This window comes from Labrenzia sp. THAF191a, from assembly GCF_009363335.1.
Classification (GTDB): Bacteria; Pseudomonadota; Alphaproteobacteria; order Rhizobiales; family Stappiaceae; genus Roseibium; species Roseibium algicola.
In genome coordinates this window covers 4,975,542-5,001,663 of the sequence record NZ_CP045333.1, presented here as the reverse complement: position 1 = coordinate 5,001,663, position 26,122 = coordinate 4,975,542, and the positions used below count along the sequence as shown (strand labels likewise).

Below are 26,122 nucleotides of genomic sequence, written 5' to 3'. Positions count from 1 at the left end.
GGCGGCGCTTTATTTGCTTAGTTGAACGAAATGGAGCCGGCTCGGAAGTCGAGCACGTAGGGAATGTGACCCGGCTTGGGAGCCCAGTTGACGTTGGTCTTCATCGCCCAGCTTTCATAGGGGCGATACAGCGGCAGTACCGGCGGATCCTGCTTGATGCGCTCCATCAGCTCCGCATAGGCCGCGCGACGCAACTCGACATCACCGTTAAAGCGGAACTGCTCCCAGCTCTTGGCGTAGTCTTCGTCCGTGTTGAAACGGCCTTCGGATTCAGACGGACCATTCGGAGCCCACATGACGCCGAAGCTGCCGAACGGGTCGGCGAAATACATCGGGTTGGACCAGTTGCGGGTCATCATGTCCGGGGAGTTGCCGCTCCATTTGTCCTGGACGTTGACCTTGCCCTTGATACCGACTTCCGCCCACATCTCCATGATGGCCTGGGCCGCCAGAAGGCCGTTGGTGTAGTAGCCGGGAGCGGTGTCGTAGGTGATTTCGAAACCGTCGTAGCCAGCTTCCTTAAGCAGTTCCCTGGCTTTCTCCGGATTGTATTCGAAGGTGGTCAGTTCCGGCTGGTACAGTTCGCCGAATTCCGCAAGCGTGTGCGTGGACGGTACCACGGCCTTGCCACCCCACAGGGCTTCGTTCAGCGTGTCACGGTCGATGGCGAGTGACAGGGCCTGACGGATACGGGCATCCTTCAGTTTCGGATGGTTCACATTCATGATCATGACGTGGAAGAGGGCAGTGGCGCTGCCGGCGGCCTTCATGTCCGGATCGTTCTCGATCAGCTGAAGCTGGTCAGGTGCGATGTTGGTGACGATGTCGGCTTCACCGGTTTTCAGGGCCGTGATGCGTGAAGCCGTCTCCGGCATATGCCGGACAGTGACCTTGTCGAGCGGTGCCTTTTCGCCCCAGAAGTCGTCAAAACGTTCCCAGACGACGGTTTCGCCCGGTACGAATTCGGCAACCTTGTATGGGCCTGTGCCGACCGGCTTCAGGGAAAAGGCTTCAAAGTCGTCATGCTCAAGCTTGTCCGGGGCGCCTGCAAGGCTCTTGGTGTAAGCTTCCGGAATGATCATGACCTGCTGCAGGTTCAGCAGTGTTTCCCAAAGCGGCTCCGGGCGCTTTGCATGGATGCGCACGGTGAGATCGTCGACCTTCTCGGCCTTCTCGAAGTTTTCAAGACGGTCGCGGGCACGCACCTGATAGGGTGGGAAGTCGGCCTGATACATCCGGTTCAGCGAGAAAACGACGTCGTCGGCGGTCATGTCGGCGCCATTGTGGAACTTCACGCCTTCACGCAGTTTCAGTTCCATGATCGTCGGTTCGACAAGTTTCCACTCTGTCGCGAGGCCCGGCTGCCATTCAGTGTCGGTGGTGTCGTGGTTCTTTGCGATCAGCGTATCGAAGGCGTTGTAGTAGAACTGTGAGCCGACATTCGAGTGATCGCGGCCCGGATCGAGGTAGCTGGACACGTTGGCTGCACCAACGGTGAGTTCTGTTGCGAAGGCACTTGTCGCCATGAGCGAAGCAAGAGCGGTGGTTGCCAGTAGTTTGGTCATATCGAGCCTCCAAGGCTGCTAGGGTGAAGCGTTGGCCGTTCCGGCTTCTGTGGTTGGGGTCGGTCAGCGGGACCTGAGACGGACATCCGCCTTGTCGCGCAGCCAGTCACCAAGGATCTGGACTGCGAATGTGAGGAGCAGGATCACCATCGCGGGGGCGAGAACGATCCAGGGGGCCGTCGGCAAGTAGTCGCGGCCGATGCCGACCATCGATCCGAGCGTTGCGGTTGGCGGTTGAACGCCGAGACCGAGGAAGGACAGGGTCGATTCCAGGATGACGATGTTGGAAAAGTTCAGCGTGAACTGGACGACGATCGGCGAAACGACATTGGGCAGGATGTGCCTGACTGCAATCCGGAACGGCGTGGCACCTGCCGCACGTGCCGCTTCGACAAAGGGCATCTGGATCAGCTTCTTCACTTCACCGCGTACGATCCGCGTGTATTGCTCCCAGCCGTAGACGCCGAGCACGAGGATCATTACGTCCAGGGATGAGCCCATGACTGCCAGAATGAGAAGGGCAATCAAGGTGAAGGGAATGGCGATCTGCGCGTCGACCAGGCCCATGATGACCTCTTCGAAGACACCGCCGATGATGCCCGCCATCAGACCCAATGTACCGCCGATCAGAAGACCTATGACGGCTCCCGCAAGGGCGAGTGCGAAGGTCAGCCGCAGGCCGTAGATGCAGCGTGAGAAGATGTCCCGGCCGAGTTCGTCGGTGCCGAAATAGAAGCCGTCCTTGTAGCGTTCGAACCCGATTGGCGGACGCAGCCGGGAAATGAGACTTTGGGCATTCGGGTCGAAGGGGGCAACCCAGGGGGCGGCGAGTGCCGTCAAGATCAGGATCAGACCGATGAGAAGCGCGATCCGGACAATCCAGTTCGCATCCGACCAGATCGGAATGCGGAATGTTCTTGTGCCGGTATTACGCGGCGAAGACAGGTTGTGCGTTGCGTCGGTCATGCGCTTATCCCTTGGCAAGGCGGATGCGCGGATCCGCGAAGGCGTAGGCGATGTCGACCACAGCGTTGATCACGATGACCGCGACAGCGACGGACAGGACACCGAACTGGAGGACAGGGTAGTCACGCAGGATGGCGGACCGGACGAGGAGGTCGCCGATACCGGGCCATGCGAAGATCGATTCCACGACAACGCTACCCGCCGCTGCGAGGCTGGCGATCTGTAGTCCGACCACGGAAAGCAGCGTGATCGAAGCGTTGCGCAGTCCGTGCTTCAGGATGACGATCCACTCCGGCAGGCCCTTGGCACGGGCTGTGCGCATGTAGTCCTGGCTGAGCACGTCCAGCATGGCGTTGCGGGTGAAGCGGGTGATCGCCGCAACCAGCGTGCCGGAAATGGCAAGCGTCGGCATGATGAAATGCAGCGCCGTTCCATCGCCAATGACGGGCAGCCAGTTGAGCGTGTAGGCAAAGATCAGCACCAGCAGGATGCCGATGATGAAGGAGGGCACGGCATATCCGAGGAAGGCGACCACCATCACCACGCTGCCGATGATGCTGGTGCGATAGATGGCGGCCAGAATACCAAGCGGTATGGAAACTATCAGCGTGAAGCACACCGCGCTGAGCAGAAGTTTCAACGACGGCCACGCCCGTTCGAGAACGATTTCCGAAACCGGTCGCCTTTCCAGGAAGGACAGTCCGAACTCGCCGGAAAACACGGAGCTGAGATAGCGCCAGTATTGAGTGCCGATGGAGGAATCCAGACCGTAGTACGCGATCAGGAGGGCCCGGTCTTCCTTGGTGATGCCTTCGCCGAGAACGAAGTCGACCGGATTTCCGGAAAGCCTGGTGGCGAAGAAGACGAGCGTCACGATGAGGAACAGGGTGATTGCCATCCGCAAAAGGGTTCGCAGAACGTAGGTCAACATGCGCTCACCTCCACTGACGACGCGTGAGCGAGCGGTAACGTGTCTTCCACCGGAGCGTCGTTCGCGAGCAGCGAGGGCGTTGCGACGAGGTGAATGAAATCGAGACCGGCAAGGGTTGCCGCCGCGCCGTCGGTCGCGGCGTTGTCGCCCACAAAGACAGCCTCGCTCGCCGGAACGCCCGCAGCTTCAAGTGCCGCGCCGATGAGGAACGGTTGAGGTTTGCCGATAACCCTTGGCGCGATCTCCGGGCAGCAGGCCTTGAAGGCTGCAAGCAGGGAGCCGGTTTCCGGCACCGGGCGACCGTCCGCATTCGGATGGGAAAGATCTGGATTGGTCACGACCAGCTCTGCGCCTTGCTCCAGCAGTCGCAACGCCTTTTCCAGTCCGGTCAGTGTGAACTTTGTATCGCGGGCAAGCAGGACGACGTCTGTCCGGTCGTTTGCGCGCTCAAGGCCGAGTTCCGCTGCAAGAGCGTGAAGCGGCTGTTCGGCAATTACGTGGATGCGCGCGCCCGGACGTTCCGCTGCGATCGTGCGAACAGCCAGCTCACCTGCAAGAAAGATGCTTTCCTGCGGCAACGGCAGGCCGATTGCGTTCAGTTTTGCCGATAGCGTGACGCTTGTGTCGGCCGAGTTGTTTGAAACGATCGATAGTCTTTTGCCGGCACCCCGGACAAAATCTTCCGCGCCCGGCAATGCTCGTCCGGCGGCTATCAGGCAACCGTCCAGATCGCACAGGATTGCGGCATAACCGTCAATCTCCGCAGCGCCAAGCCATTGAATTGTTGTTGTTTTGCGAGCCCGCATTGCGAAGTCCATATCTGTCCGGTTTCCTTTCGGTGCCGCCGATCGACATTGAAGATCCGCCGGTACGGCAGGCGGATTGTTCTGGTCAGGAACGGCCGTGTTCCGTTGGCGTGGCCCGCTGAAGTCGCAATCAAATTGTCGTCACTCTGTGACGCTGCCGTAACAGAGCGAACCTATGGTTTGAGGTGATCAAACCTTTGGCTTTGCTAATCGGAGAAAACCTGGAATGACCCTTTCCCTGTCGCGCATTCGGGCCGTCAACGCGGTCGCGTCCGGAGGCTCATATGCTGCAGCGGCACGGGCGCTGAAGATTTCGCAGCCGGCCGTCGCGCGTCATGTGAAAGATCTTGAAGCGGAATTCGGCGTACGCCTGTTCGACCGGAAAAACGGTGTCTTGTCGCCAACACCGCTGTGCAACGAGCTATGTGACGTCGCCGAGCGCATGGCAGAAGCCGAACGCGCTGCAACACGGCTGTTGACCCGTCACAACACCTTGCTGAACGGTCGTTTGAAAATCGGGTTGGGAAATTCGATGCCGGGCATGGCGTTGATCGCGCAATTTCTCAAGCGGCATCCGGGCATCGAAATCGCGGTGGAAACAGGTTCGCATGAGCGGATCACGCGGGCAGTGCTGACCCGCGAAGTCGACATCGGTGTGCTGCCGGATGTGCCTGCGGATGGCCGCTTCCGGCGCGCCTTGCTTGCAAGGCAGAATGTCGTTGCCATCGTCCATCCCGACAGCCCGCTGTCCCGGGAGGCGGCCGTGACCTGCGAACGGCTGATGGCCGAACCCCTGATTTTCCGGACAAGGGGATCTTCCACCCAACGGGTGGTCGACAGGGCCTTTCGTTCCGCCGGGTTCGAGCCGTCGCCGCTGTTGACGCTGGACACACGCGATGCGGTCTATGAAGCAGTGGTCAATGGCCTTGGGGTCGGTTTCATGTGGCGGTTCGGAACCGGGCGAACCGATGTCGTTCACCGGGTTCCGGTCTCGGACATGCAACGCCAATACGAGGAAGTGGTTTTCTCGCTCGGCGACGAGCGCAGTATGCTGTTCGACGTTTTCTTTTCGGCCGTGGAAAGCTTCCGCACGGAGGCGGACGTCATTCTGGACCACTAGCAGGCGAGGGGACGCCTAGGCGGTGATCGCCTCTGCAAGACGCACAGCGGACGCTACACCGTCGATGACGGGTACCTTGAATTGTGCCGTCAGGTCGGCGGCCAGATCCGCCATGCCTGCGCAACCGAGTGCGATTGCGCCGATGCCGTCCAGTCTGAGTGCGGCCTGGATTTCCGCTTCGATCTTGTGGCGGGCATCGCTCTCGGGGTTTTCCAGTTCCAGAACCGGCACGTCCGATGCACGCACCCTGACACATCGGGCGGCAAGGCCGGTGCGCTGCAGGTTCTCTTCCAGCACCGGTACGGAGACGGACAAGGTGGTAACCACCGAAAACCGTTCGGCTGCCACAGAGGCAACATGGTAGGCCGCCTCGCCGATGCCAACCACCGGGACGCGGGATTTCGCCTTCAGTTCCCAAAGGCCGGTATCGTCAAAGCACGCGATGATGACCGCGCTTATGCTTGGGTCGGTCTTCAGCGAGCGCTCGAAGAGATCGAACAGGCCGGGCAGGGCAGCCTCGCCATCCGCTGGCCCCTGAATGGCTGCCGGTCCCTCCAGCGGATTGATGGCCGTAATCCGGCTGAAGGGACCAGCTGCGGCGCGAGCAGCCGCCGCGATCTTCTGCGTCATTGAAGCCGTGGAATTCGGATTGATGACGAGGATGTGTATGTCGCGCATGTAAGGCCCTAGACCATGCCCTTTCCGGCATCCGAGCCGTGCCGTGACCTGCGTTTGTTCAGGATGACGACAATGGCCAGGAACAGGCCGATGATGCCGAAGGAGAAGGCGGTTGTCAGAGTGCCGAGAGCAAAGATCACCGGCGTCGTGACGTTTGTTGTCATGCCGTAGATTTCCAGCGGCAGCGTGTTGTAGCTGCCGGCCGTCAGAAGCGTGCGGGCAAACTCGTCATAGGACAGGGTGAAACCGAACAGGGCGACCCCGATCAGCATCGGCGCGATTATCGGCAGCACGACATGACGGACAGTCTGCCAGGCGCTTGCGCCCTGGTCGCGTGCGGCTTCCTCGTAGGATTTGTCGAAACGGTTGAAAACCGCGAACATGATCAGCAGGCCGAAGGGCAAGGTCCAGGTCAGCTGCGCGCCGAAGCCCGAGGTCGACCAATGCACGGCAAGGCCGGACTGGGAGAAGATCAGACCGACGCCAAGCGAAACCAGGATCGACGGGATCACCAGCGAGGTGATGATCAGATAGAAGATCGCACCGGACCCGGGAAACCGCTTGCGGAAGGCAAGGCCGCCCATGACGGAGACAACGACCGTTGTCACCATGACCATGAGGCCAAGCACGAGCGAGCGCGAGAAACTGCCCCAGATATCCCCGACGGCCTGTTGTTCGAACAGGTCGTGGAACCAGTGCAGCGAGACGCCGCGCATCGGGAAGGTCAGCCCGCCCTGCGGTCCCTGAAAACTCAGGATCGCGATGGTGACTGTCGGGCCATAGAGAAAGACCAGGAAAAGGCCAAAGAACGCGGCAAGCACATAGAAGGAGCGGGAACGTTTTTCCATGATCAGAGCTCCTTCCGGATGTCGACGAAGCGCAGCAGGATCGAGATCACCAGAAGCACCGTGATCAGCAGGATGACCGCTGTTGCCGCGGCGGAGGGATATTGCAAAAGCGCGATATCGTTGGAGATCAACCTGCCGACATTGGCCTTCTGGCTGCCGGACATGAAGCGCACGGTAATGAAGTCGCCCATCACCAGCGTGACGACAAAAATCGAACCGATCATGATGCCGGGTTTGGTCAGCGGAATGATGACGTTGGTGAGTGTCTGCAGACCGGTAGCGCCATTGTCATAGGCTGCCTCGATCAGCGAGCGGTCAATACGCATCATGGTGTTGAAAATCGGAACCACCATGAACAGCGTGTAGAGGTGGACAAACGCCAGGATCACCGAAAAGTCGGAAAAGAGCAGCCAATCCAGCGGCTCGTCTATGACACCCATCGAGATCAACGTGGAATTGGCGATACCGTTGCGGCCCAGGAAGGGGATCCAGGAAATCATGCGGATGATGTTGGATGTCCAGAACGGGATCGTGCACAACAGAAACAGAACGATCTGCCAGGTCAGCGTACGCACGTGAAAGGCGAGGAAATAGGCAACGGTAAACCCGATCACCAGTGTGATCGCCCAGGTGATCAACGCGTATTTCACCGTGTTGAAGAACACCTGGTAGGTTACCGGAGACGTCAGCAGGAATTCGTAGTTGTCGAACTGGAAGGCCGGGTAGATCGAGAATTCCGTCGCCCCCCAGAAACTCACCACGACGATCATGGCAATCGGCAGAACCAGGAAGAAGAACAGCACCAGCGCCAGAGGCAGCGACAGTAGCCAGCCGGTCATGGCATCGGGAAGACGGCTGAGGTTGAAGGGAGCCTTTGCACGAGCTTTCGCAGCCGGGGCCACGCTGGAAATGGACTGTGTCTGATCCGTCATGAAGGTCGGGTCCGGTAAGTAGAGAAGGCGGGTGTCATGCTCGCCCCGGGTATCTTGAAGTGCCCGGGAAAAGATTCCCGGGCACCAGTGTATCGGCTCAGCCTCAGGCGGCGATGAACTCATTCCACTTGCGAACCATGTACTGGTTCTCGTCCATGACAGCGTTCCAGCAGGCAACGGCACCCATGCGCTCGTAGAACGAGCCGCCGTCGCGGGTTTCGCCGGCTTTCGCCAGAACGTCACCGAACGGGTTGGTGATGTCGCCGGTGGCTTCCTTGCCTTCGAACCAGTAACCCCACTCGTTCTCGTCCATGTGGTTCTTGGAGGTTTCCGGCACGGCCGAGTAATAGCCCTGGCGCATCAGGAAGCCGCCGACCCAGCCGTCGAGATACCAGTTGATGTATTCGTAGGCTGCTTCCAGTTCGAGGCCGGTCAGGCTCTTGGAAAGACCGATGCCACCGCCCCACGACCGGTAGCCTTCCTTCAGCGGCTGGTAGACGCAATCGATGCCGCGGGACTTCACGGCGGTGATCGCCGGAGACCACATGGACTGGATCACGACTTCGCCGGACGCCATCAGGTTGACGCTTTCGTCGAAGGTCTTCCAGAAGGCGCGGAACTGGCCGTTCTTCTTGGCTTCGGTGAAGATCGCCATGGTCTTGTCGATCTCTTCGCGGGTCATGTTGCCCTTGTCGCCATACTGGATTTCGCCCATGGCTTCGCAAACCATGGCAGCATCCATGATGCCGATGGAAGAGATGTCGAGGATCGATGCCTTGCCCTTGAATTCCGGGTTCAGCAGTTCGGTCCAGCTTTCGATCGGGCGGCCGATCAGGTCCGGACGGATGCCGAGTGTGTCGGCATTGTAGATGGTCGGGATGAGTGTCATCCAGCCGGTTTCTTCGGTGGCGAACGCCTTGCCGTCCGGACCGTCGACGAAGCCGACCGTATGCGGCGCGGTGCCCTGTGCGATCACGGATTCCGGCGTCAGCTTGCCGCTTTTGAAGATGCCGACGATCTTGTCGTAGTTCTTGATCTTGGACGTGTCCATTGCCTGCAGGTTGCCGGTCGGCCAGACCTTCTTGCAGATCCAGTATTCGATGTCTGCAATGTCGAAGCTGTCCGGCTGGGTCGCCGCACGCTGGGTGACGGCGTCACTGTCCAGAGCGGTCATTTCCAGGGTGAAGCCGAGATCTTCCTTCACCTTCTGCGCCACTTCATTGAGGTTGGACACGCCGGTGCCGAACTGGCGCAGGGTCACCTCCTTGATGTTCTGTGCCCAGATGGTCGGGAAGCCGGTGATGGCTCCGGAACCCAGGGCCGCACCGGCCGCAGCGGCGCCGCCTTTCAGGATGCTGCGACGGCTGACGCCTTTCTTGGTCATCTGTTCAGTTTTTCCCACTGTATCTGTCATGTTCTTACTCCTGTTCCCCTCTGGAGTTTGTTCGGCCTCGGGAGAAGGCCTTCGATCGGCAGCCTTCAGGCAGCCAGTTGGTGTGCGTCTTCCGGCTTCCATGTCAGGAAGACGGTTGCGCCGATTTCGATCGGGTCCTGGAAAAAGGCTTCGTCGGTAAGAGCGGCCGTCAGATCGCCGGCTCCCCCCGCATCGAGAGCCAGATTGACGGTGGAGCCGAGGTATTCGACATCCTTGACGAAGGCCGTCAGAACGGCGCCGTCGTCTCCGGCCGCTTTTTTCACCCTCAACCTGTCTGCCCTCAGCGCGACCGAAGCGCCTTTCTGCTGCAGTACGTTGTGGCCGCCGATGAAGCGGGCGACGAACTCGGTTGTTGGCGTGTTGAACACGTCGCGCGGGCTGCCTGCCTGCTCGATCTTGCCGCCGTTCATGACGATGATGTCGTCCGCCAGCGCGAGGGCTTCGTCCTGGCTGTGCGTGACGTGGATGAAGGAAATGCCGAGCTCGCGCTGCAGCTTCTTCAACTCGAGCCGCATCTTGATACGCAGGAACGGATCGAGTGCCGACAGCGGTTCGTCAAGCAGAAGCACCGAAGGTTCGGTGATCAGGGCACGGGCCAGGGCAACACGTTGCTGCTGGCCGCCGGAGAGCTGCGACGGCAGCCGTTCCGCATAGGCTGCCATATCCACCAGTTCCAGCAACTGACGGGCCTTCTTCAGCCGGACCGGTTTTTCGACACCCTTCATCTTCTGGGAAAAGGCGACGTTATCGACCACGGACAGATGCGGAAACAGCGCATAGTTCTGGAACATCATCGCCGTGCCGCGCCGGGCGGGTGGAAGATCGGTGATGTTGGTGCCGCCCAGAACGATGTCGCCGGTAGAGACACTTTCATGGCCGGCGATCATTCGCAGGGTTGAAGACTTGCCGCAGCCCGATGGCCCCAGCAGGCAGGAATATGTGCCGGCGGCGAATTTGTGATTGATCGCGTCGACCGCAATGGTCTCGCCATAGATCTTGGTGGTGGCTGCCAGTTCAAGGTCCAGGGACTTCGCCATGGCCGGACGTCTCCTTCAGAAAACCGTTTTCGGCTCCTGAGACAGCAAGTGCCGTGCCAACGCGAAAAACTGGCGGAATTCCGGAGATCCTGATGAGAATGTGGAGCAATGAGCAAATTCTCATCGGTAAAAGTGCACAATATTTTGGCAAATTAAATACGATATGAACAAAAATTGTATACGATCATAGATTGCCGCGTCGGGTGGCGGGGAGTAGGATCAAGGCACCGCTCAACCCCCATTGGGCACTTCAAGAAAAATGACCAAACCTGTGACCACAGCCGATCTTGATCAACGCAGAAAGCTGCATGAAGTCTTTGCCCTACCTCAGGGCCGGGCCCTTGAAATCTGCCTGAAGCTTCAGACTGCCATTCTGCAACACAAACTGACACCGGGGCTGAAACTGTCTGAGGATGAGGTGGGCGAAATTTATGGCGTCAGCCGTACCGTCGTGCGCGCCGCGTTGCAGGCACTCGCCCATTCCGGGCTGGTTGCCATGGAAAAGAACCGTGGTGCCTTCGTCGCAAAGCCGTCGATCCGCGAAGCTCACGAGGTGTTTCAGGCCCGTGCCCTGATCGAGCCTGCCGTGGCAAGGCTGGCAGCCGATGTCATCACCGACAGGCAGCTCGCGCAGTTGCACGCACATCTGGATGCGGAACATGCAGCTCTTCATGCCGGTGACATGGGCAAGGCGCTGTTCCTGTCCGGAAGCTTTCATACGGAGATTGGCGATATCGCCGACCATCGGGTGTTCGCCGGCATGATCCGATCGCTGATCTCGCGCTCTTCGCTGATCATCGCTCTTTACTGGAAGCGCTCAGACACTGCCTGTGAAAGCCACTCTCATCACGCCCTGATGAATGCCTTTGAAAAGCGCGACGGCGCCGCAGCCGAGAAGATCCAGAAAAGCCATATCGTCGATCTACATTCCGGTCTGGACTTGCGAGAGAAGTCAGCTCTCGGCCGCTCTCTGGGAGAAGCGCTCGGCAACGGCTGAAGAGCGGAACTCGGAAAGAACGAGAGAAGGTTAGCGTCCGGCAGAAGCTCCGGCGCCACCGGCATTTGCGTTTGCGCCACCGTTTCCGGCGGATGCGCCTGCGCTTGCCCCGCCAGCTGACGCGCCGGTGCTTGCCCCGCCGCTGTTTGAAGCGCCTGCGGAACCGGAGTTACCAGAACCGGAGCCGGCGTTGCCACCAGAGCTTCCGCCAGAGTTACCGCCAGAGTTACCGCCAGAGTTTCCGCTTGAGTTCCCATTGGCGTTGCCACTCGGCCCGCGATCACCAGAGTTGCCGGAGGAGGCATTTGCGTTGCCGTTACCGCTAGCGGCATTGTCACGCCCGCCGGTGGCGGTGTTCTGAGCATTTGAGCTGGCAGGTGACAGGCTTGCCGGGGTGTCGCCGAAGCTGGGCTTGCCAGGTGTGCCTTGCTGGATGGCGGCGCGGGTCTTGCCGACGGATTTGAGACCGTTGAACTTCCCCGGTGCGCTTTGGACGCTTTGGCCTGCACGCAGGTCGCTTTGCTGGCCGGATGCAAGATCCTGAACACCAACGACGCCGCGCTGAACCGAAACCTGGCTTTCGTTGCCGGTTACGGTTACCGAAAAGCGGGTTCCCTTGACGACGGCTGCAAGATAAGGCGTTTCAACCCTGAAAAACGGTCTGCCGCGGGTCTCGACATCGACATCGATCGTTCCCTTGCGTTGAAGCAGCGTGGTCTGGCTGTCGTTGCTGCGATATTGCGACAGCGCAAATTCCGTATTCGGGCCGACCGTGATGCTGTCGTTGCCTCGTTGAAGCACGGCGCGTGCACCCTTTCGCGTCGCAATGGTATGGCCCTTGTGAAGTGCCATCCCCTTGCGGGCCCGGTGCGCCTGAATGCCTGGTGCGACCAGATAAACCGTTCCGGAAATCCGTGTGATCACCCATTCAGCTGCAAAAGCTTTTGTCAGTCCTGCAGACAGGGGAATAAGCAGCAGAGCCAGCAGAACAGCTGCAGCACGAGTTTTCAGTGTCCTGCGCAAAGCCGGAAGGCTGTTAAAAGGAAGGCAGTAAACAGCGTGGCCGGCGTACATCGGCAATACTCGATTGTTGTGTTGTCATCCACTCTTATCGATACCGGCTTAACGTAGGGTGAAGAATAAAGGTTCAATTTATTCTTGCAATTATAAGTTTAAATAGTTTTGTCTAGGTGTTTTGAGTTGACTTTATGTTTTCTGCTATGATGAGAGTAATAAATCTTTCACCATGTCAAGAATAGTTGGTTTGGTTTTCAAATCGGCAACTCAAGTCGGGTGTGGTTCATTTCCTGGCGCAGATTGCGTAGCGGTGCTGCGTTGCTCTTTCCAGGCCCTTGAAGAAAGGCAGGTGACACCGTTGAGCCCGGTGCACGGCTTTCAGATCCGTATCGACAACGATTTGAGTGAAGCCGGCCTGTTGCAATAGCTCCACGACTGCTTCTGCCCTTGCTCCCTTCGAGAAATGAACACGGGACAGGATGCTGCGATGTGTTTCCATCATGTCTGCCGGTTTTGCATCCTGTTGCGCGAGCAGTCCGAAGCGAGCACGAGTTTTTGAAAACGTTGCAAGCAACTTCGCGAACCATCCAGGATTGACAAAGTCTCCGTCGACGACGAGCAGCTGCCCTCCAGGTTTCAGCACCCGGTGCCATTCCGTAAAGGCAGCCGCAGGATCGACCAGGGTCCAGACAAGGTGCCGGCAGGTTATGGCATCGTAGCTTTCGGACGCTTCCATCGTGCGTTCGGCATCGCCAAGCAGAAAGCGGATCGTGCGCCCGCGTTTCCTTGCCTTTTCTCGGGCCTTGGCAAGCATGGGTTCCGCCCAGTCCATGCCGGTCACCTCAAAGCCGAGATCGTCGAGCAGGTGCGAGATGACACCGGTTCCGGAAGCAAGGTCAAGAACGCGCCTGGAGCCGCCCGGGCCCAGATGTTTTTCGAACAGCCTTATCCAGGCGGTGTGCTCTTCATCGGAAAAAATCTCGTGGCCCGGCTGGGTGTCGAAGGTCTCGGCCCGCTTGCCCCAGTATTCCTTGATTTCTTCACGCAGATCGAAATTCGAGAGTGTGTCTGCGTCGCTCATCAGGCGTATTGCTCCGGTTGCTTGGAACCATTCCAAAAGATAATTCTTGACTCATATACTCAGGAAAAATACCAAAAACAAGAATTTAAACCTCAACTTATAACCTCAATAAAAAATCGAGGCGGATGTGAGCAAAATCAAAAGCTTGGCAGCATCTTTGCTGGTAACGGCTACTTTTCTTCCGGCAATGGCACTTGCCGGCGACGTGGTAACGGTCACGGATATTACCGGCCGTGAGGTCGAGGTCGAAGTGCCGGTGGAAAAGGTCATCCTGGGCGAAGGGCGCCAGATCTATTTCACCGCCGCGCTGGATGGTGAAGACCCCTTCAAACGTGTCGTCGGCTGGCGAGACGATTTCGAGAAGGCGGACAACGACGGGTACCATCAGTATCTCGAGAAGTATCCGGAAATGGCCGATCTGCCCACTTTCGGCGGCATGAAGAACGGCACTTTCGATGTCGAACAGGCCGTTGCGCTCCAGCCTGACGTGATCATCCTGAACCTCGACGCCAAGGTTGCCACCGAAGAAGGCGGCTACATCGAGAAACTCGGCAAGGTCGGCATCCCGGTTGTCTATGTCGACTTCCGCGAAAAGCCGATGGAAAACACCGAGCCGTCCATGCGCCTGATCGGCAAGCTCTACGGCAAGGAAGACAAGGCCGAGGAATTCATCGAATTCCGGGCAGCCGAGATCGCCAAGGTGACCGACAAGCTGGCGGCTCAGTCAGACCTCGCGAAACCCGTCGTGTTCGTGGAGCGTGCAGGCGGCTATTCCGATGATTGCTGCATGTCGTTCGGCAACGAGAATTTTGGCAAAATGGTTGAAATGGCCGGCGGCATCAACATGGCTGCCGAGATCATTCCCGGCACCTTCGGCACCGTCAACCCGGAGCAAATCATCGCGTCCGATCCGGACCAGATCATCGTGACCGGTGCAAACTGGGAGCTGTATGTTCCCGGCGGGAATTGGGTTGGTGTCGGTGCCGGTGCGGATCCGGAAGTATCTGCCGACAAGCTGGCTGGCCTGATGGAACGTCCGGGCTTTACTGGCGTCAAGGCGGTCCGGGACAACAATGTCCATGCCATCTGGCACCAGTTCTACAACAGCCCGTACCAGTTCGTCGCTGTTCAGCAGATCGCAAAATGGCTGCATCCGGAACTCTTTGCTGACCTTGACCCGGAAGCGACTTTCCAGGAATTGCACGACCGCTTCCTGCCGATCGACTACCGGCCAGGCTACTTCGTTTCGCTGAACTCGAGTAAATAATATGGCGGTTTCGGAAATCGTTCCGACTGAGGAGGGGCGCGGTCTTTACCGCGCCCTTGCGTTCAGGCGCATTCTGGTTATTTGCGGGCTGATCGTCGCTCTGGCGTTCAGCTTTTCTTTGGATCTGGCCATCGGACCGGCCCGCTATCCGCTGTCGGAAGTGCTTTCCGCCCTGGTTAATCCGTCCGGCGCCGATCTGCAGACACGCGTCGTCCTTTGGGACATTCGCATGCCGATCGCGCTGATGGCGATCACCGTTGGGGGCTGCCTGTCCCTCGCGGGGGCGCAGATGCAGACGATCCTTGCCAATCCGCTGGCCAGCCCCTTCACGCTAGGCATCTCCGCTGCTGCCAGTTTCGGCGCGGCCCTGGGTCTTGTCGCCGGCGTCGCGATCTTTCCGGCCGCAGTGCAATACATGGTCCCGATCAATGCTTTCCTGATGGCCATGGCGGCTTCGCTGTTCATCTATCTGCTGTCCACTGTACGGGGCGTGACTGTTCAGACCATCGTTCTTCTGGGGATCGCACTGGTCTTCACGTTCAACGCGCTGCTGTCGCTGCTGGAATATCTTGCTTCCGAACAGGCGCTGGCTGCGGTCGTCTTCTGGACCATGGGGTCGCTGACCAAGGCGACATGGGGCAAGGTTCTGGCGACCTTCATCATTCTTGTTGTCTGCGTTCCGTTCTTCGCGCGGCATTCCTGGGCTCTGACAGCCCTTCGGCTCGGCGACGTCAAGGCGGCGAGTTTCGGCGTCAACATCAGGTCGCTGCGGCTGAAAACGCTGCTCGGCGTCAGCCTGCTGGCGGCGATCCCCGTCTCCTTTGTCGGGACAATCGGGTTCGTCGGGCTTGTCGGACCGCACATTGCCCGGATGCTGGTCGGAGAAGACCAGCGTTTCTTCCTGCCTGCGGCCATCTTGTGCGGTTCCCTGATGCTGTCGGCAACTTCGGTCGTTTCCAAGATCATTCTTCCAGGGGCGATCCTGCCCATCGGCGTCATCACCGCGCTTGTCGGGGTTCCATTCTTCTTCGCGCTTATTTTCGCGGACCGGAGGCAGTCATGGTAACGTTGCAGCTGAAAGGGGTTGGCGCACGCTATGGCTCCACTCTTGCGGTCGAAGGGGTCACGACACCGGTCTTCTCCGGCGGTGAACTGACAGCGGTGATCGGTCCCAACGCGGCCGGCAAATCGACCTTGTTCAAGCGCATCTCCGGTCTGCTGAAAGGCCCCGGCGATGTCGTGCTGGCCGGCAACCGGGCAGCGCCCCGGGATGCCATCCGCTACATGCCCCAGGATACCCACGCCAATGCCGTCCTGACGGTTTATGAATCCGTTCTGCTGGCTGCCAAACAGGGTGAGGGCTGGCGTGTAAAGGACTCGGAACTCGTCGAAATCGACCAGATCCTGAAAGCGCTTCAGATCGATAGCCTGGCGTTCCGGAACCTTGGCGAACTCTCCGGCGGTCAGCGTCAGCTGGTTTCGATTGCGCAGGCACTGGTGCGCCGTCCGGAAGTTTTGATGATGGACGAACCGACCTCCGCGCTGGATCTCTACCGGCAAGTCGAGGTTCTGAACTTCATGCGCGACCTGGCACGCCGCCAGGGCACCCTGGTTCTGATTGCCTTGCACGATCTAAATCATGCCCTGCGGTTCTGCCGGAACACCATGGTGATTGCCGAAGGGCGTCTCGTCGCAGCCGGCCCGTCCGAAGATGTCATCACGTCAGCGATGCTGCGTGACATCTACCGAGTGGAGGCACGCGTGGAGGCCTGTTCGCGCGGCGAAAATCACGTCATCATCGACCGGTCCGCTGCCTGACGGCGTGTGATCGGCCGAAGGCCGACGCCGATCAATCCTGGTCGACGTCTATGCGGGCTTCTTCGACAGTCGAGGCCAGATCCCGGTTCGCATCCAGAAGTACATTCTGGTGCAACCGGATCCGCCACAGGTGATAGGAAACCCTGTGCAGCCAACGCAGGGCATCCAGTTTCAGCCAGACTGTTTCCGCCGGGACCGCATCGGCAGCGGCCATTGCAATCAGCCGGTCACGATTGAGGCGGCGTTGTCGGCGCATCAGCAGCCGCAACCGGTCCAGCGTCTTCTCCTGTGTCTTGGCGTCCTTTTGACTGGTGGAAATGTCTGTGGCACCGAGAAGCAGGCCCGCCAGGCGCTTGAGCCGGTGATCCAAAGACAGCTCGTCGATCCGCTGCTGCTGGTCGCAGCGGTAGAGAAGGCGGCTCAAGTGGTCGAGAATGTGAAACAGGCCTTTCAGTTCCTCCTGAAAGGCCCTGTCGTTCGGTGGAACGATGATCTTGTCCAGATATGTCCGTGTTTCCGCGATGGCCTTGGCCAGATCTTCCCGATCCAGTTCTTCATAAGCAGATGACTTTGCGCCCAGCCGATTGCGCAGGCGTTCGATGATCAAGGTTTCCAGATGTGTGACGGTCTGCCCTGCCAGGGACGCGGCTGCGTGCGGGTCCCGCAACACGAGCGGATCCAGACGGCTGGTCAGATCGGAGCCTTTTTCGGGAACGAGATGTTCGATCAACCGGGCGAATGGCCGTGCAAGTGGAAGCACCAAAACGACGCCGAGCGCATTGAAGAAACTGTGAAAAGCGACAAGCGCAATCTGGCTGTCGCCGTTTCCGGTCAACACCCCGGCCACAAGCTGAAACGGCCCTAGAAGGAAAAACGCCATGAAACCGGTCATGACGTTGTAGATCACATGCGCGTAGCCCGTACGTCGGGCCATGGTGCCACCGCCGATGGTCGCCAAAGCTGCCGTGAATGTGGTTCCGACGTCCATGCCGATTACCAGCGCCGCTGCTTGCGGAAAGTTGATCGCACCGGCACCAAGTGCAGCCAGCGCCGTTGCAATGCCTGCGCTGGAGGACTGTGTCACGATGGTGATCAGCATGCCGATCAACACCAGCTGCAGCCGGCCGAAGAGTGTGTCCGGCGGAAAGTCGGTCGGGGTTACCACACCGCTGAAGGCGTCCAGACCGTCTTTCATGTGTTCGATGCCGATAAAGATCAGGCAAAAGCCCGCGAGCGCCTGGCCTGCGAGTGCGATCCGGCCACGAAATGCCAGGCGTGCAATCGCGCCAAAAAACACGAAGGGCAGGGCAATCTGGCCAAGATCCAGCTTGAAGCCGAGAACCGCAACCAGCCACCCTGTCAGGGTCGTGCCGACGTTGGCACCGAAGATGACGCCGAGCGCCTGGGGAAAGGTGAGGAGGCCGGAAGCGACAAAGCCGACAGCGGCAACTGTGGTTGCACTGGATGACTGGATGACTGCGGTGGTGAGAGCACCCGTCACGGCGCCCGACAAGGGCGTTGAGGTAAACCTGGACAACACGTCGCGCATGCGCTGTGCCGCCAGGGCTTTCAACCCGTCGGTCAGTAGCAGCATACCGATCAGAAACAACCCGACGCCACCAAGCGCCGACATGAAACTCAAAAACATGCAGGCACGTTATCCGACAGGTTAAACGCCCACAATCAGTCAAGATACTATCCGCTACGCATTTGCGATCCTTGAGCTTCAGAATAAAGCGAAGGGTGCTTCATGGAGCATCTGCAACTTGAGGCAGAAAGTCCTTTGTTCGCCGGCGCGACTGTGGGAGCTTGAACCTGTCAGGCTTATCAAGCTCCTGCCGGATGACGCGCTACGAGGAAGAGAGCAATGAAGAAGTATGAGGCCCCGGGTGTTTATGTCTCCGAGCTGAACTCCTTCCCAAACACGATCGTGCAGGTCCCGACGAGCGTTGCGGTCTTTGTCGGCTACACGGAAAAGGCAATTGTGGATGGCAAGGATGTGACCGGCATTCCGGTGCGGATCTCCTCGATGTCGGAATTCGAGGCCCGTTTCGGCGTGGGGCCCATGTTTCGTTTCGACTTCAGCCTGCAGGATGGCAAGCCGGCTCTGGACCTGGAGGAAGCAAGCCGCTTCAATTTGCATGCGGCCATGGGACTCTTCTTCGAAAATGGAGGACGTGGTTGCTGGATCTTGTCGGTTGGATGTTACGGCGCGGGAGACCCCGCTCTTATCAAGTCCGTGGAGGATTTCGGTGAACCTGTCTGGCGAGAGCTTGCCAAGCTTCAGGAACCGTCGGTCATCGTGATACCCGACGCGGTGTTGTTGTCGTCAGAAGACTACAAGACCGTCAGCAATAGATGCCTTGCCCATTGTACAGACTTGCAAAACCGTTTCGCCATAGTCGACGTGTTCGATGGGGACAGGGAGCGAACTTTAGACGAGAATGACGTAATCTCGGGAAAAAGCGGCCTGCGAACCTTGCTCGCAGCGGAAGATATGAGCTTTGCTGCTGCCTATTATCCCTGGTTGAATACGTCTTACTTTGGTGCGGGGTCGATAACCTTCGAAAACGTTTCGGCTGGTACGCGCAAGGCCTTCTTCGATCATGTTGGCCGGGAGACTTCCATTCAGGCCGATGAGGCCCGGAAAGCCGCTTTCGATAAGGCGGTGAAATCACTTGAGGACGACGACATCTCCGAAGAGGAGAAATTCAAAACCCACAAGATCTTGCAGAGCCTTTCAAAGCGCTACAACGAGCTTCTCTTGCAAGCTGTAAAAGCAATAAATGTCATGCCCCCGTCAGGTGCGCTGGCAGGTGCATATGCAGCGACAGACGCCCAGCATGGTGTCTGGAAAGCGCCGGCAAATCTCGGCCTTAATTCAGTCGTGTCGCCTTGCGTATCCATTTCCGATGCGGAGCAGGAAGACCTGAACACTCCGTTGGACGGAAAAGCCGTGAACGCGATCCGGTCGTTTCCCGAGCGAGGTAATGTGGTGTGGGGAGCACGCACGCTGGACGGTAACAGCTCGGAATGGCGCTATGTGAATATCCGCCGAACCGCGATCATGCTGGAACAATCGATCAAGGCGGCGCTGGATCCTTTCGTCTTTAAGCCAAACACCGCTCCGACCTGGAAAACGGTGAAATCGATGATCGAAAATTTCCTCAACGGGCTATGGAAACAAGGGGCTCTCGCGGGCGCTTCGCCAGAAGATGCCTACGGTGTCGACGTCGGCCTTGGGACGACCATGACAGGCGCCGATGTTCAGGCCGGTTGCATGAACGTGGTGGTGAAGGTTTCGCTCTTGCGGCCGGCGGAATTCATTGTCCTGTCGTTCCAGCAGCAGGTTCAGAAAGGCTAGCCGGAGGGAACAGATCCGTTAGGCGCGTCAGGATCGGTCTGAAAAAATTGCGATCGTTTTGCTGCAAGCGAGGAAAGCCGTCCGGCCTACGGCCAGATGAGCGTTTCCGTCTCTTTGCTGTCGCCGCTGCCGGTTACCCGTGCTCCCGACACCTTGGCCTTGCCGCTGGCAACCATGGAAAGCGCCTTGGGGTAGATCTGGTGTTCAACGTCCAGCACACGGGCAGCCAACGTGTCAGGGGTGTCATTGTCCAGAACCGGTACGGCTCCCTGCATGATGATCGGACCATCGTCCATTTCAGCAGACACATAATGCACGGTGGCACCATGCAACTTGACACCTTCCTGCAAGGCCCGCTCATGTGTGGCAAGGCCTTTGAAAGAGGGCAGGAGAGCCGGATGGATGTTGATCATCCTGCCCGCCCAGGTATTTACCAGGTAGGGGGTCAGGATACGCATGAAACCGGCAAGGGCGACCAGGTCGATCTTGTGGTCCTTCAAAACGGCATCTACCGATTTTTCGAACGCTTCCCGATCACCTGCATGGTCCTTGTGGTCGACAACTGCCGTTGCAATGCCCAGCTCAGCGGCCCGTTCCAGCCCCTTGGCGTCAGGTCGGTTGGACAGGACTAGCGAGATTTCGGCGGGATAGTCGGGAGACATTGCCGCGGAAATCAGCGCGCTCATGTTGGAGCCGCGTCCTGAGATCAGGATGGCAGTCTTCTTGCGGCTCATGCGCCAAGGTCCAGGCTGCCGTCAAACAGCACCGGTGCTGCGCCTTCAGCTTCGATGACGCCGATCTTGCTAACCGTTTCCCCAGCCTTGGCAAGGACGTCGGCAACCGCGTCCGCCGCATCCGCGGCGACGACAATCACCATGCCGGTGCCGCAGTTGAAGGTGCGCAGCATTTCCTTTTCGGCCACTCCGCCCGATTTGGCGAGCCAGCCGAACACCGGTGGAACGTTGATCTGGGTGAGGTCGATGCGCGCGGAACAGTTTTTCGGCAGGACGCGCGGCAGGTTTTCCGGCAGACCACCGCCGGTGATATGGGCAAGCGCCTTGATGCCGGATGTTTCCTTCAGGGCGGCAAGCAGCGGCTTGACGTAAATGCGGGTCGGCTCCATCAGAGCTTCGCCGAGTGTCTTTCCGGCCGCGAACGGCGCTGCATCCGACCAGGTCATGCCGGACAGCTCGACAATCTTGCGGACCATGGAATAGCCGTTGGAATGGACACCGGAAGAGGCAAGGCCAAGCAGCACATCGCCTTCGGCGACATCCGGCCGCGGCAGGATCGCGCCACGTTCAACCGCTCCAACAGAAAAACCGGCGAGATCGTAGTCACCTTCCACATACATGCCCGGCATTTCAGCCGTTTCGCCGCCGATCAGTGCGGCTCCGGCCATCTTGCAGCCGTCCGCAATACCTGCCACCACATCCGTTGCGGTTGCCACGTCCAGCGCGCCTGTTGCGAAGTAGTCGAGGAAGAACAGCGGTTCTGCGCCCTGAACCACCAGATCGTTGACGCACATGGCCACGAGGTCGATGCCCACAGTGCGGTGCTGACCGGTTTCAATGGCAATCTTCAGCTTCGTGCCAACGCCGTCATTGGCCGCAACCAGGATCGGGTCCTGAAACCCTGCGCCCTTCAGATCGAACAGGCCGCCGAAACCACCGATGTCGCTGTCGGCCCCGGGGCGTGAGGTTGCCTTGACCAGCGGCTTGATGCGGTTCACCAGTTCGTTTCCGGCATCGATATCGACACCTGCATCGGCATAGGTCAGGCCGTTGGGACCAGAGGATTCGCTCATGGGGCACTCCGAGACTGCGTGCGGTTGGCTGTGCCAGTGCGGATTACAGTCTGCTGCCAAGGAACACAAGAGGCGAGCGGCTATGCGCAGGGCTTAAGAACAGATGGCGGGGCAACTTCCGCATCTTTCTTGGCTGTCTTGCCCCTTCAACCACCAGAAAGTGCATTGCCGGCAAACAGCAAGGCTGGCGGGCCGCCGTGCCGGGCCAGGACCGTGCAAGGCTGACTATTCTGGACTTGACCCGAGGCAGGGTTTAATCCCATGTCCGCAGGAAAGCCATATTCACGCGCCGGAACAACCGAGGAGCGCCATTCATGACACTTCGCCGTCAGGTACAGTTCTGGCTGATCTCTCTCATTGTCTTCTGCCTTTTTCTGTACGTCTTTTCCAGCGTGCTTCTGCCCTTCGTGGCGGGGATGGCCGTTGCCTATCTGCTGGACCCGGTTTGCGACCGTCTGGAAAAACTGGGCATGGGGCGTATGTGGGCGACGCTGACAATCCTGTTCGCCTTCGTCCTCATCCTCGTGATGTTCTTCATCCTGCTTTTGCCGCTGTTGGGCAATCAGCTTGCCCTTTTCCTGGAAAAGTTCCCGGAGCTGATCCGCAAGCTGCAGGCATTGCTGTCGGATAACTTTCCGGCCGACCTGGCGTCCGTCGCGGGCATCAATGCGGAAGACCTCCAGTCCTCCATGTCCAATCTCATCGGGCAGGGGGCTTCTTTCGTCGGCAAGCTGGCCCAGTCGCTCTGGAGCGGCGGTCAGGCGTTGCTGTCGATCCTGTCGCTCTTCGTCATTACGCCGGTCGTTGCATTCTATCTTTTGCTCGACTGGGACCGCATGGTCGCGCGTATCGACAGCTGGCTACCGCGCGATCATCTGGCAGAAATCCGCGGTCTTGCAAAGGAAATGGATCAGGCTGTTGCCGGTTTCGTGCGCGGGCAGGTGTCGGTCTGTCTTATCCTGGGATCGTTTTACGCTGTTTCTCTGGCGCTGATCGGGCTGAACTTCGGTCTCCTGATCGGAATGGTGGCTGGTCTCGTCAGTTTCATTCCCTTCGTCGGGGCCGGGTTGGGGCTAGTCCTGTCCATCGGTGTGGCGCTTGTCCAATTCTGGCCGGAATGGCCCTGGATTATCGCAGTCGCCGCGATCTTTGGCGTCGGTCAGTTTCTGGAGGGCAATATCCTGCAGCCCAAACTTGTTGGCGAAAGCACGGGTCTGCATCCTGTTACGCTCATGTTTGCCTTGTTTGCCTTTGGATATCTCTTTGGATTTGTGGGGATGTTGATTGCGGTTCCAGCCGCCGCGATGATCGGCGTGCTTGCACGCTTTGCCCTGAAGCAGTATCTCGCAAGCCCGGTCTATCGGGGAACCGGTCATCCCGTATCGGGGCAAGAAGAACAGGTATCAGAGTAGAAAATGGTGGAAACACCGCGCCAGTTGCCTTTGGAATTGCCGCATGAAGCGGCCTTGAGCCGTGACGACTATCTGGTTGGAGGCTCCAACCGGGCTGCGTTCGAATTGCTGGAACGCTGGCCGGACTGGCCATCTCCGGTCGTTGTACTTGCAGGCCCCGTCGGCGCGGGAAAAACCCATCTGGTCCAGGCTTTTCAGGATGAGACCGGCGCTGCCGTTCTGGCTGCTTCCAAGCTCGATCCGCAGTCCGTGGAAACACTCGTTGCCGCACCCGCTGCCGTGATCGAGGATGCGCACCTGGGCATCGACAACACGGCCCTGTTCCACCTTCTCAACGCAGCGCGTCAGGCGGGCAAGACGGTGCTCATCACCAGCCGCACCTGGCCTGCCAGCTGGAAAATTTCCCTTCCGGACCTGCAGTCCCGCCTGCGCGCGGCCACGCCTGTCGAAATTCTGGAGCCGGACGATGATCTCCTTCGCCGTGTTCTGGTGAAGTTGTTTGCCGACCGGCAGATTGCGGTCGATCAAGGTGTCGTCGACTATCTTGTGGTGCGAATGGAACGTTCGCTCGAGGTCGCCATGCGCGCCGTCGAGGCGATCGATCAGGAGGCTCTTGCCGGGCGTGTCAAGATCACGAAACCACTTGCCGGGCGGGTCTTGGAAAATGTGCATAAAGGCCAATAATCGCCAATGCTGCCACAGGACTGTCATTTGCCCGCTCAGAAGTTCATGTTAGTCACGGCGGCGTTGAGGCAGAATGGGCGTGCCCGGTTTTGCCGGATTGAAGCGGAAGCTGCGCGGAACAAGGGATGATGCCATGAACGAAGCCCCTGATCTTTCGGACATTCTGCCTGCCTCCACAGTTGCTTCCGATGCAAAGGGAACCGTGCCGGAACTGACACCGGAAGGTGAGCTGGCTACATCTCCGGCCAGGTTCATGAACCGGGAGCTGTCCTGGCTCCAGTTCAATCTCCGGGTTCTGGAAGAAGCCATGAACCCGAACCATCCGCTGCTTGAGCGCGTTCGGTTCCTGTCGATCTCCGCCAACAATCTCGATGAATTTTTCATGGTGCGCGTGGCCGGCCTGCGTGGTCAGCAGCGGGCTGACGTTACCAATCTGTCCGACGACGGCCTGACGCCGACCGAGCAGCTTCAGAAGATCAGCGATGCCGTGCGTGACCTTCAGGCGTCCCAGCAGAAGATCTGGGTGGAGCTGCGCCGGGAGATTGCCGACAAGGGGATCGAGATCCCGCAGGGCGACACGCTCGACCAGGCGGACAAGGCCTGGCTGCAAGACTATTTCCTTGCTTATGTCTTCCCGGTTCTGACGCCGCTTGCCATCGATCCGGCGCATCCGTTCCCGTTCATTCCGAACCTTGGCTTTTCCATCGTCTTTGAACTGGCGCCAACTTCCGGTGGGCGCGGCATGATTGCTCTGCTCAGAATTCCGAGCCAGGTTGACCGCTTCGTTCAGTTGCCAAACGGCGAAGATGGCGCTGCCCGGTTCATCGCAATCGAGAAAGTCGTCAGCCTCTTCATCGGGCGCTTGTTTCCAGGCTACGAGATCCGGGGCAAGGGGGCGTTCCGCGTCATTCGGGACAGCGATCTTGAAATCGAAGAAGAAGCGGAAGACCTCGTTCGTCTGTTCGAGAGCGCTTTGCGCCGCCGCCGCCGGGGCTCGGTGATCCGTCTGGAAATCCAGGAAACCACACCACCGGCGCTGCGTGAGTTCGTGGGCGAAGCGCTGCATGTCGGGCAAAGCGAGATCTTCCTTGCAAACGGGTTGCTTGCGCTCAACAACCTGTCCCAGATCGTAGACCTCGAGCGGCCTGACCTGAAGTTCCAGCCCTATACCGCCCGCTTTCCGGAGCGCATTCGTGAACACGGCGGCGATTGTCTTGCGGCGATCCACCAGAAGGACATCATCGTCCACCACCCGTATGAATCCTTCGACGTGGTGGTTCAGTATCTGCGGCAGGCCGCGCGTGATCCGGATGTGGTGGCGATCAAGCAGACGCTCTATCGCACCTCCAACGACAGCCCCATCGTGAAGGCTTTGGCTGAGGCGGCCGAAGCCGGCAAATCCGTTACCGCACTGGTAGAGCTCAAGGCCAGGTTCGACGAGGAAGCGAATATCAAGTGGGCGCGCGATCTGGAGCGGGCAGGGGTACAGGTCGTCTTCGGCTTCATCGAGCTGAAAACGCACTCCAAGCTCTCCATGGTCATCAAGCGCGAGCACGGTCAGCTCAAGACCTATTGCCACATCGGGACAGGAAACTATCACCCGATCACGGCGCGGATATACGAGGATCTTTCCTTCTTCACTGATGATCCCGGCATTGCCGAGGATGCGGCCCGGGTGTTCAACTTCATCACCGGTTACGCTCAACCGGCGGAACTGAACAACCTCATGGTGTCTCCGGTCAACCTGCGTCAGCGCATGCTGGAAATGACCGAGAACGAGATCGAGCACGCCCGCGCAGGCCGCCCCGCGCAGATCTGGTGGAAGATGAATTCCCTTGTGGATCCGGCGATCATCGATGCCCTTTATCGCGCAAGCCAGGCAGGGGTTCAGATCGATCTGATCATTCGCGGCATTTGCTGCCTGCGTCCGGGCATTCCGGGTCTGTCCGACAACATTCGGGTGAAATCCATTGTCGGACGTTTCCTGGAGCATTCTCGCATCTACTGCTTTGGCAACGGCCAGGGACTGCCGTCTCCCGAGGCACACGTCTATATCGGCTCGGCCGATCTGATGCCGCGTAACATCGACCGGCGGGTCGAGGTCCTGGCACCGCTCAAGACACCGACCGTGCACGAACAGGTTCTGGACCAGATCATGGTGGCCAACCTGAAGGACAACCAGCAAAGCTGGCGCATTCTGTCGGACGGCAGCCATGAGCGCATCGTTCCGAACGCCAATGAGGAACCCTTCAATGCGCATCAGTATTTCATGACGAACCCCTCGCTTTCCGGCAGAGGCAAATCATTGAAGAGCGATCGGCCGAGGCCGTTCCTGGAACGGCAAAAACGAGGTTAGC

General features: G+C 59.0%; 23 protein-coding genes. 9 read left to right on the top strand and 14 right to left on the bottom strand.

Annotated elements, in window-relative coordinates; translation table 11 throughout:
* Positions 1 to 17 precede the first annotated feature (17 nt).
* The 4 genes from FIV05_RS22900 to FIV05_RS22885 form a co-directional block, all read right to left on the bottom strand.
* Positions 18 to 1,565, bottom strand: a complete 1,548-nt coding sequence (locus tag FIV05_RS22900; protein ID WP_152511093.1) for an ABC transporter substrate-binding protein — start codon at positions 1,563 to 1,565, stop codon at positions 18 to 20.
* Positions 1,566 to 1,628: 63 nt separating this feature from the next.
* Positions 1,629 to 2,531 (bottom strand): ABC transporter permease, encoded by a 903-nt coding sequence (locus FIV05_RS22895; RefSeq protein WP_152511092.1) that lies wholly within the window; start codon positions 2,529 to 2,531, stop codon positions 1,629 to 1,631.
* Between the two features lie 4 nt (positions 2,532 to 2,535).
* Complete coding sequence (locus tag FIV05_RS22890; RefSeq protein ID WP_173013919.1) at positions 2,536 to 3,462, bottom strand: ABC transporter permease; 927 nt, start codon at positions 3,460 to 3,462, stop codon at positions 2,536 to 2,538.
* Entirely contained in the window at positions 3,456 to 4,268 is an 813-nt protein-coding gene (locus FIV05_RS22885) for an HAD family hydrolase (protein WP_152511091.1), read from the bottom strand. Before FIV05_RS22885 ends, FIV05_RS22890 begins: the two co-directional genes overlap by 7 nt.
* Before the next feature lie 226 nt (positions 4,269 to 4,494).
* Here FIV05_RS22885 and FIV05_RS22880 point away from each other — a divergent pair, with 226 nt between their 5' ends.
* Positions 4,495 to 5,388, top strand: a complete 894-nt coding sequence (locus FIV05_RS22880; RefSeq protein WP_055653685.1) for a LysR family transcriptional regulator — start codon at positions 4,495 to 4,497, stop codon at positions 5,386 to 5,388.
* 15 nt (positions 5,389 to 5,403) lie between these two features.
* Here the strand turns inward: FIV05_RS22880 and FIV05_RS22875 are convergent, their stop codons facing one another.
* The 5 genes from FIV05_RS22875 to FIV05_RS22855 all read right to left on the bottom strand — a co-directional run bounded on the left by FIV05_RS22875 (position 5,404) and on the right by FIV05_RS22855 (position 10,318).
* Entirely contained in the window at positions 5,404 to 6,066 is a 663-nt protein-coding gene (locus FIV05_RS22875; protein WP_023004005.1) for an aspartate/glutamate racemase family protein, read from the bottom strand.
* Between the two features lie 8 nt (positions 6,067 to 6,074).
* Positions 6,075 to 6,914, bottom strand: a complete 840-nt coding sequence (locus FIV05_RS22870; RefSeq protein WP_152511090.1) for an ABC transporter permease — start codon at positions 6,912 to 6,914, stop codon at positions 6,075 to 6,077.
* A gap of 2 nt (positions 6,915 to 6,916) precedes the next feature.
* Positions 6,917 to 7,753, bottom strand: coding sequence for an ABC transporter permease (locus FIV05_RS22865; RefSeq protein ID WP_031270739.1), 837 nt, complete (start codon positions 7,751 to 7,753; stop codon positions 6,917 to 6,919).
* 196 nt (positions 7,754 to 7,949) lie between these two features.
* Positions 7,950 to 9,260 carry an extracellular solute-binding protein gene (locus FIV05_RS22860; RefSeq protein ID WP_209009760.1) on the bottom strand — a complete coding sequence of 437 codons (1,311 nt, stop codon included), beginning with the start codon at positions 9,258 to 9,260 and terminating at the stop codon, positions 7,950 to 7,952.
* Positions 9,261 to 9,325: 65 nt separating this feature from the next.
* On the bottom strand, positions 9,326 to 10,318 hold the full coding sequence (locus FIV05_RS22855; protein ID WP_152511089.1) for an ABC transporter ATP-binding protein: 993 nt from the start codon (positions 10,316 to 10,318) through the stop codon (positions 9,326 to 9,328).
* 259 nt (positions 10,319 to 10,577) lie between these two features.
* Here FIV05_RS22855 and FIV05_RS22850 point away from each other — a divergent pair, with 259 nt between their 5' ends.
* Positions 10,578 to 11,315 (top strand): GntR family transcriptional regulator, encoded by a 738-nt coding sequence (locus FIV05_RS22850; protein WP_152511088.1) that lies wholly within the window; start codon positions 10,578 to 10,580, stop codon positions 11,313 to 11,315.
* 30 nt (positions 11,316 to 11,345) lie between these two features.
* Here the strand turns inward: FIV05_RS22850 and FIV05_RS31675 are convergent, their stop codons facing one another.
* Both FIV05_RS31675 and FIV05_RS22840 read right to left on the bottom strand, forming a co-directional pair.
* Positions 11,346 to 12,239 carry a FecR family protein gene (locus tag FIV05_RS31675; protein WP_173013918.1) on the bottom strand — a complete coding sequence of 298 codons (894 nt, stop codon included), beginning with the start codon at positions 12,237 to 12,239 and terminating at the stop codon, positions 11,346 to 11,348.
* Positions 12,240 to 12,615: 376 nt separating this feature from the next.
* Positions 12,616 to 13,413, bottom strand: coding sequence for a class I SAM-dependent methyltransferase (locus tag FIV05_RS22840; protein ID WP_152511087.1), 798 nt, complete (start codon positions 13,411 to 13,413; stop codon positions 12,616 to 12,618).
* A 187-nt stretch (positions 13,414 to 13,600) separates the two neighbouring features.
* Between FIV05_RS22840 and FIV05_RS22835 the strand changes: the two genes are divergently transcribed.
* The 3 genes from FIV05_RS22835 to FIV05_RS22825 are packed head-to-tail and all read left to right on the top strand — an operon-like array spanning position 13,601 to position 16,498.
* Positions 13,601 to 14,680: an ABC transporter substrate-binding protein gene (locus FIV05_RS22835; RefSeq protein WP_023004013.1), complete on the top strand. Its 1,080-nt coding sequence runs from the start codon at positions 13,601 to 13,603 to the stop codon at positions 14,678 to 14,680.
* A 1-nt stretch (position 14,681) separates the two neighbouring features.
* On the top strand, positions 14,682 to 15,746 hold the full coding sequence (locus tag FIV05_RS22830) for an iron ABC transporter permease (RefSeq protein WP_152511086.1): 1,065 nt from the start codon (positions 14,682 to 14,684) through the stop codon (positions 15,744 to 15,746).
* The gene (locus FIV05_RS22825) at positions 15,740 to 16,498 is read left to right on the top strand and encodes an ABC transporter ATP-binding protein (protein ID WP_055653694.1); all 759 of its coding nucleotides are present in this window, start codon (positions 15,740 to 15,742) and stop codon (positions 16,496 to 16,498) included. Before FIV05_RS22830 ends, FIV05_RS22825 begins: the two co-directional genes overlap by 7 nt.
* A gap of 31 nt (positions 16,499 to 16,529) precedes the next feature.
* On the opposite strand, the gene FIV05_RS22820 is transcribed toward FIV05_RS22825, so the two are convergent.
* Positions 16,530 to 18,146 carry a Na/Pi symporter gene (locus FIV05_RS22820; RefSeq protein WP_152511085.1) on the bottom strand — a complete coding sequence of 539 codons (1,617 nt, stop codon included), beginning with the start codon at positions 18,144 to 18,146 and terminating at the stop codon, positions 16,530 to 16,532.
* A gap of 219 nt (positions 18,147 to 18,365) precedes the next feature.
* Between FIV05_RS22820 and FIV05_RS22815 the strand changes: the two genes are divergently transcribed.
* Positions 18,366 to 19,862: a phage tail sheath C-terminal domain-containing protein gene (locus FIV05_RS22815; RefSeq protein ID WP_152511084.1), complete on the top strand. Its 1,497-nt coding sequence runs from the start codon at positions 18,366 to 18,368 to the stop codon at positions 19,860 to 19,862.
* Positions 19,863 to 19,948: 86 nt separating this feature from the next.
* Here FIV05_RS22815 and purN read toward each other — a convergent pair whose 3' ends face one another.
* Positions 19,949 to 20,596: a phosphoribosylglycinamide formyltransferase gene (gene purN, locus FIV05_RS22810; RefSeq protein ID WP_152511083.1), complete on the bottom strand. Its 648-nt coding sequence runs from the start codon at positions 20,594 to 20,596 to the stop codon at positions 19,949 to 19,951.
* Positions 20,593 to 21,669 (bottom strand): phosphoribosylformylglycinamidine cyclo-ligase, encoded by a 1,077-nt coding sequence (gene purM, locus FIV05_RS22805; protein ID WP_152511082.1) that lies wholly within the window; start codon positions 21,667 to 21,669, stop codon positions 20,593 to 20,595. Before purM ends, purN begins: the two co-directional genes overlap by 4 nt.
* 314 nt (positions 21,670 to 21,983) lie before the next feature.
* Between purM and FIV05_RS22800 the strand changes: the two genes are divergently transcribed.
* The 3 genes from FIV05_RS22800 (at position 21,984) to FIV05_RS22790 (ending at position 26,121) form a co-directional block, all read left to right on the top strand.
* Positions 21,984 to 23,081, top strand: coding sequence for an AI-2E family transporter (locus FIV05_RS22800; protein WP_152511081.1), 1,098 nt, complete (start codon positions 21,984 to 21,986; stop codon positions 23,079 to 23,081).
* A gap of 3 nt (positions 23,082 to 23,084) precedes the next feature.
* Positions 23,085 to 23,765: a DnaA/Hda family protein gene (locus tag FIV05_RS22795; protein WP_055653703.1), complete on the top strand. Its 681-nt coding sequence runs from the start codon at positions 23,085 to 23,087 to the stop codon at positions 23,763 to 23,765.
* A gap of 133 nt (positions 23,766 to 23,898) precedes the next feature.
* On the top strand, positions 23,899 to 26,121 hold the full coding sequence (locus tag FIV05_RS22790) for an RNA degradosome polyphosphate kinase (RefSeq protein ID WP_152511080.1): 2,223 nt from the start codon (positions 23,899 to 23,901) through the stop codon (positions 26,119 to 26,121).
* Position 26,122: the final 1 nt, after the last annotated feature.

Bases quoted from the DNA above. Each gene is read 5' to 3' on its own strand.
- FIV05_RS22900 (WP_152511093.1), bottom strand. From the start codon at position 1,565: ATGACCAAACTACTGGCAACCACCGCTCTTGCTTCGCTCATGGCGACA.
- FIV05_RS22895 (WP_152511092.1), bottom strand. From the start codon at position 2,531: ATGACCGACGCAACGCACAACCTGTCTTCGCCGCGTAATACCGGCACA.
- FIV05_RS22890 (WP_173013919.1), bottom strand. From the start codon at position 3,462: ATGTTGACCTACGTTCTGCGAACCCTTTTGCGGATGGCAATCACCCTG.
- FIV05_RS22885 (WP_152511091.1), bottom strand. From the start codon at position 4,268: ATGCGGGCTCGCAAAACAACAACAATTCAATGGCTTGGCGCTGCGGAG.
- FIV05_RS22880 (WP_055653685.1), top strand. From the start codon at position 4,495: ATGACCCTTTCCCTGTCGCGCATTCGGGCCGTCAACGCGGTCGCGTCC.
- FIV05_RS22875 (WP_023004005.1), bottom strand. From the start codon at position 6,066: ATGCGCGACATACACATCCTCGTCATCAATCCGAATTCCACGGCTTCA.
- FIV05_RS22870 (WP_152511090.1), bottom strand. From the start codon at position 6,914: ATGGAAAAACGTTCCCGCTCCTTCTATGTGCTTGCCGCGTTCTTTGGC.
- FIV05_RS22865 (WP_031270739.1), bottom strand. From the start codon at position 7,753: ATGACCGGCTGGCTACTGTCGCTGCCTCTGGCGCTGGTGCTGTTCTTC.
- FIV05_RS22860 (WP_209009760.1), bottom strand. From the start codon at position 9,260: ATGACAGATACAGTGGGAAAAACTGAACAGATGACCAAGAAAGGCGTC.
- FIV05_RS22855 (WP_152511089.1), bottom strand. From the start codon at position 10,318: ATGGCGAAGTCCCTGGACCTTGAACTGGCAGCCACCACCAAGATCTAT.
- FIV05_RS22850 (WP_152511088.1), top strand. From the start codon at position 10,578: ATGACCAAACCTGTGACCACAGCCGATCTTGATCAACGCAGAAAGCTG.
- FIV05_RS22840 (WP_152511087.1), bottom strand. From the start codon at position 13,413: ATGAGCGACGCAGACACACTCTCGAATTTCGATCTGCGTGAAGAAATC.
- FIV05_RS22835 (WP_023004013.1), top strand. From the start codon at position 13,601: ATGGCACTTGCCGGCGACGTGGTAACGGTCACGGATATTACCGGCCGT.
- FIV05_RS22830 (WP_152511086.1), top strand. From the start codon at position 14,682: ATGGCGGTTTCGGAAATCGTTCCGACTGAGGAGGGGCGCGGTCTTTAC.
- FIV05_RS22825 (WP_055653694.1), top strand. From the start codon at position 15,740: ATGGTAACGTTGCAGCTGAAAGGGGTTGGCGCACGCTATGGCTCCACT.
- FIV05_RS22820 (WP_152511085.1), bottom strand. From the start codon at position 18,146: ATGTTTTTGAGTTTCATGTCGGCGCTTGGTGGCGTCGGGTTGTTTCTG.
- FIV05_RS22815 (WP_152511084.1), top strand. From the start codon at position 18,366: ATGAAGAAGTATGAGGCCCCGGGTGTTTATGTCTCCGAGCTGAACTCC.
- purN (WP_152511083.1), bottom strand. From the start codon at position 20,596: ATGAGCCGCAAGAAGACTGCCATCCTGATCTCAGGACGCGGCTCCAAC.
- purM (WP_152511082.1), bottom strand. From the start codon at position 21,669: ATGAGCGAATCCTCTGGTCCCAACGGCCTGACCTATGCCGATGCAGGT.
- FIV05_RS22800 (WP_152511081.1), top strand. From the start codon at position 21,984: ATGACACTTCGCCGTCAGGTACAGTTCTGGCTGATCTCTCTCATTGTC.
- FIV05_RS22795 (WP_055653703.1), top strand. From the start codon at position 23,085: ATGGTGGAAACACCGCGCCAGTTGCCTTTGGAATTGCCGCATGAAGCG.
- FIV05_RS22790 (WP_152511080.1), top strand. From the start codon at position 23,899: ATGAACGAAGCCCCTGATCTTTCGGACATTCTGCCTGCCTCCACAGTT.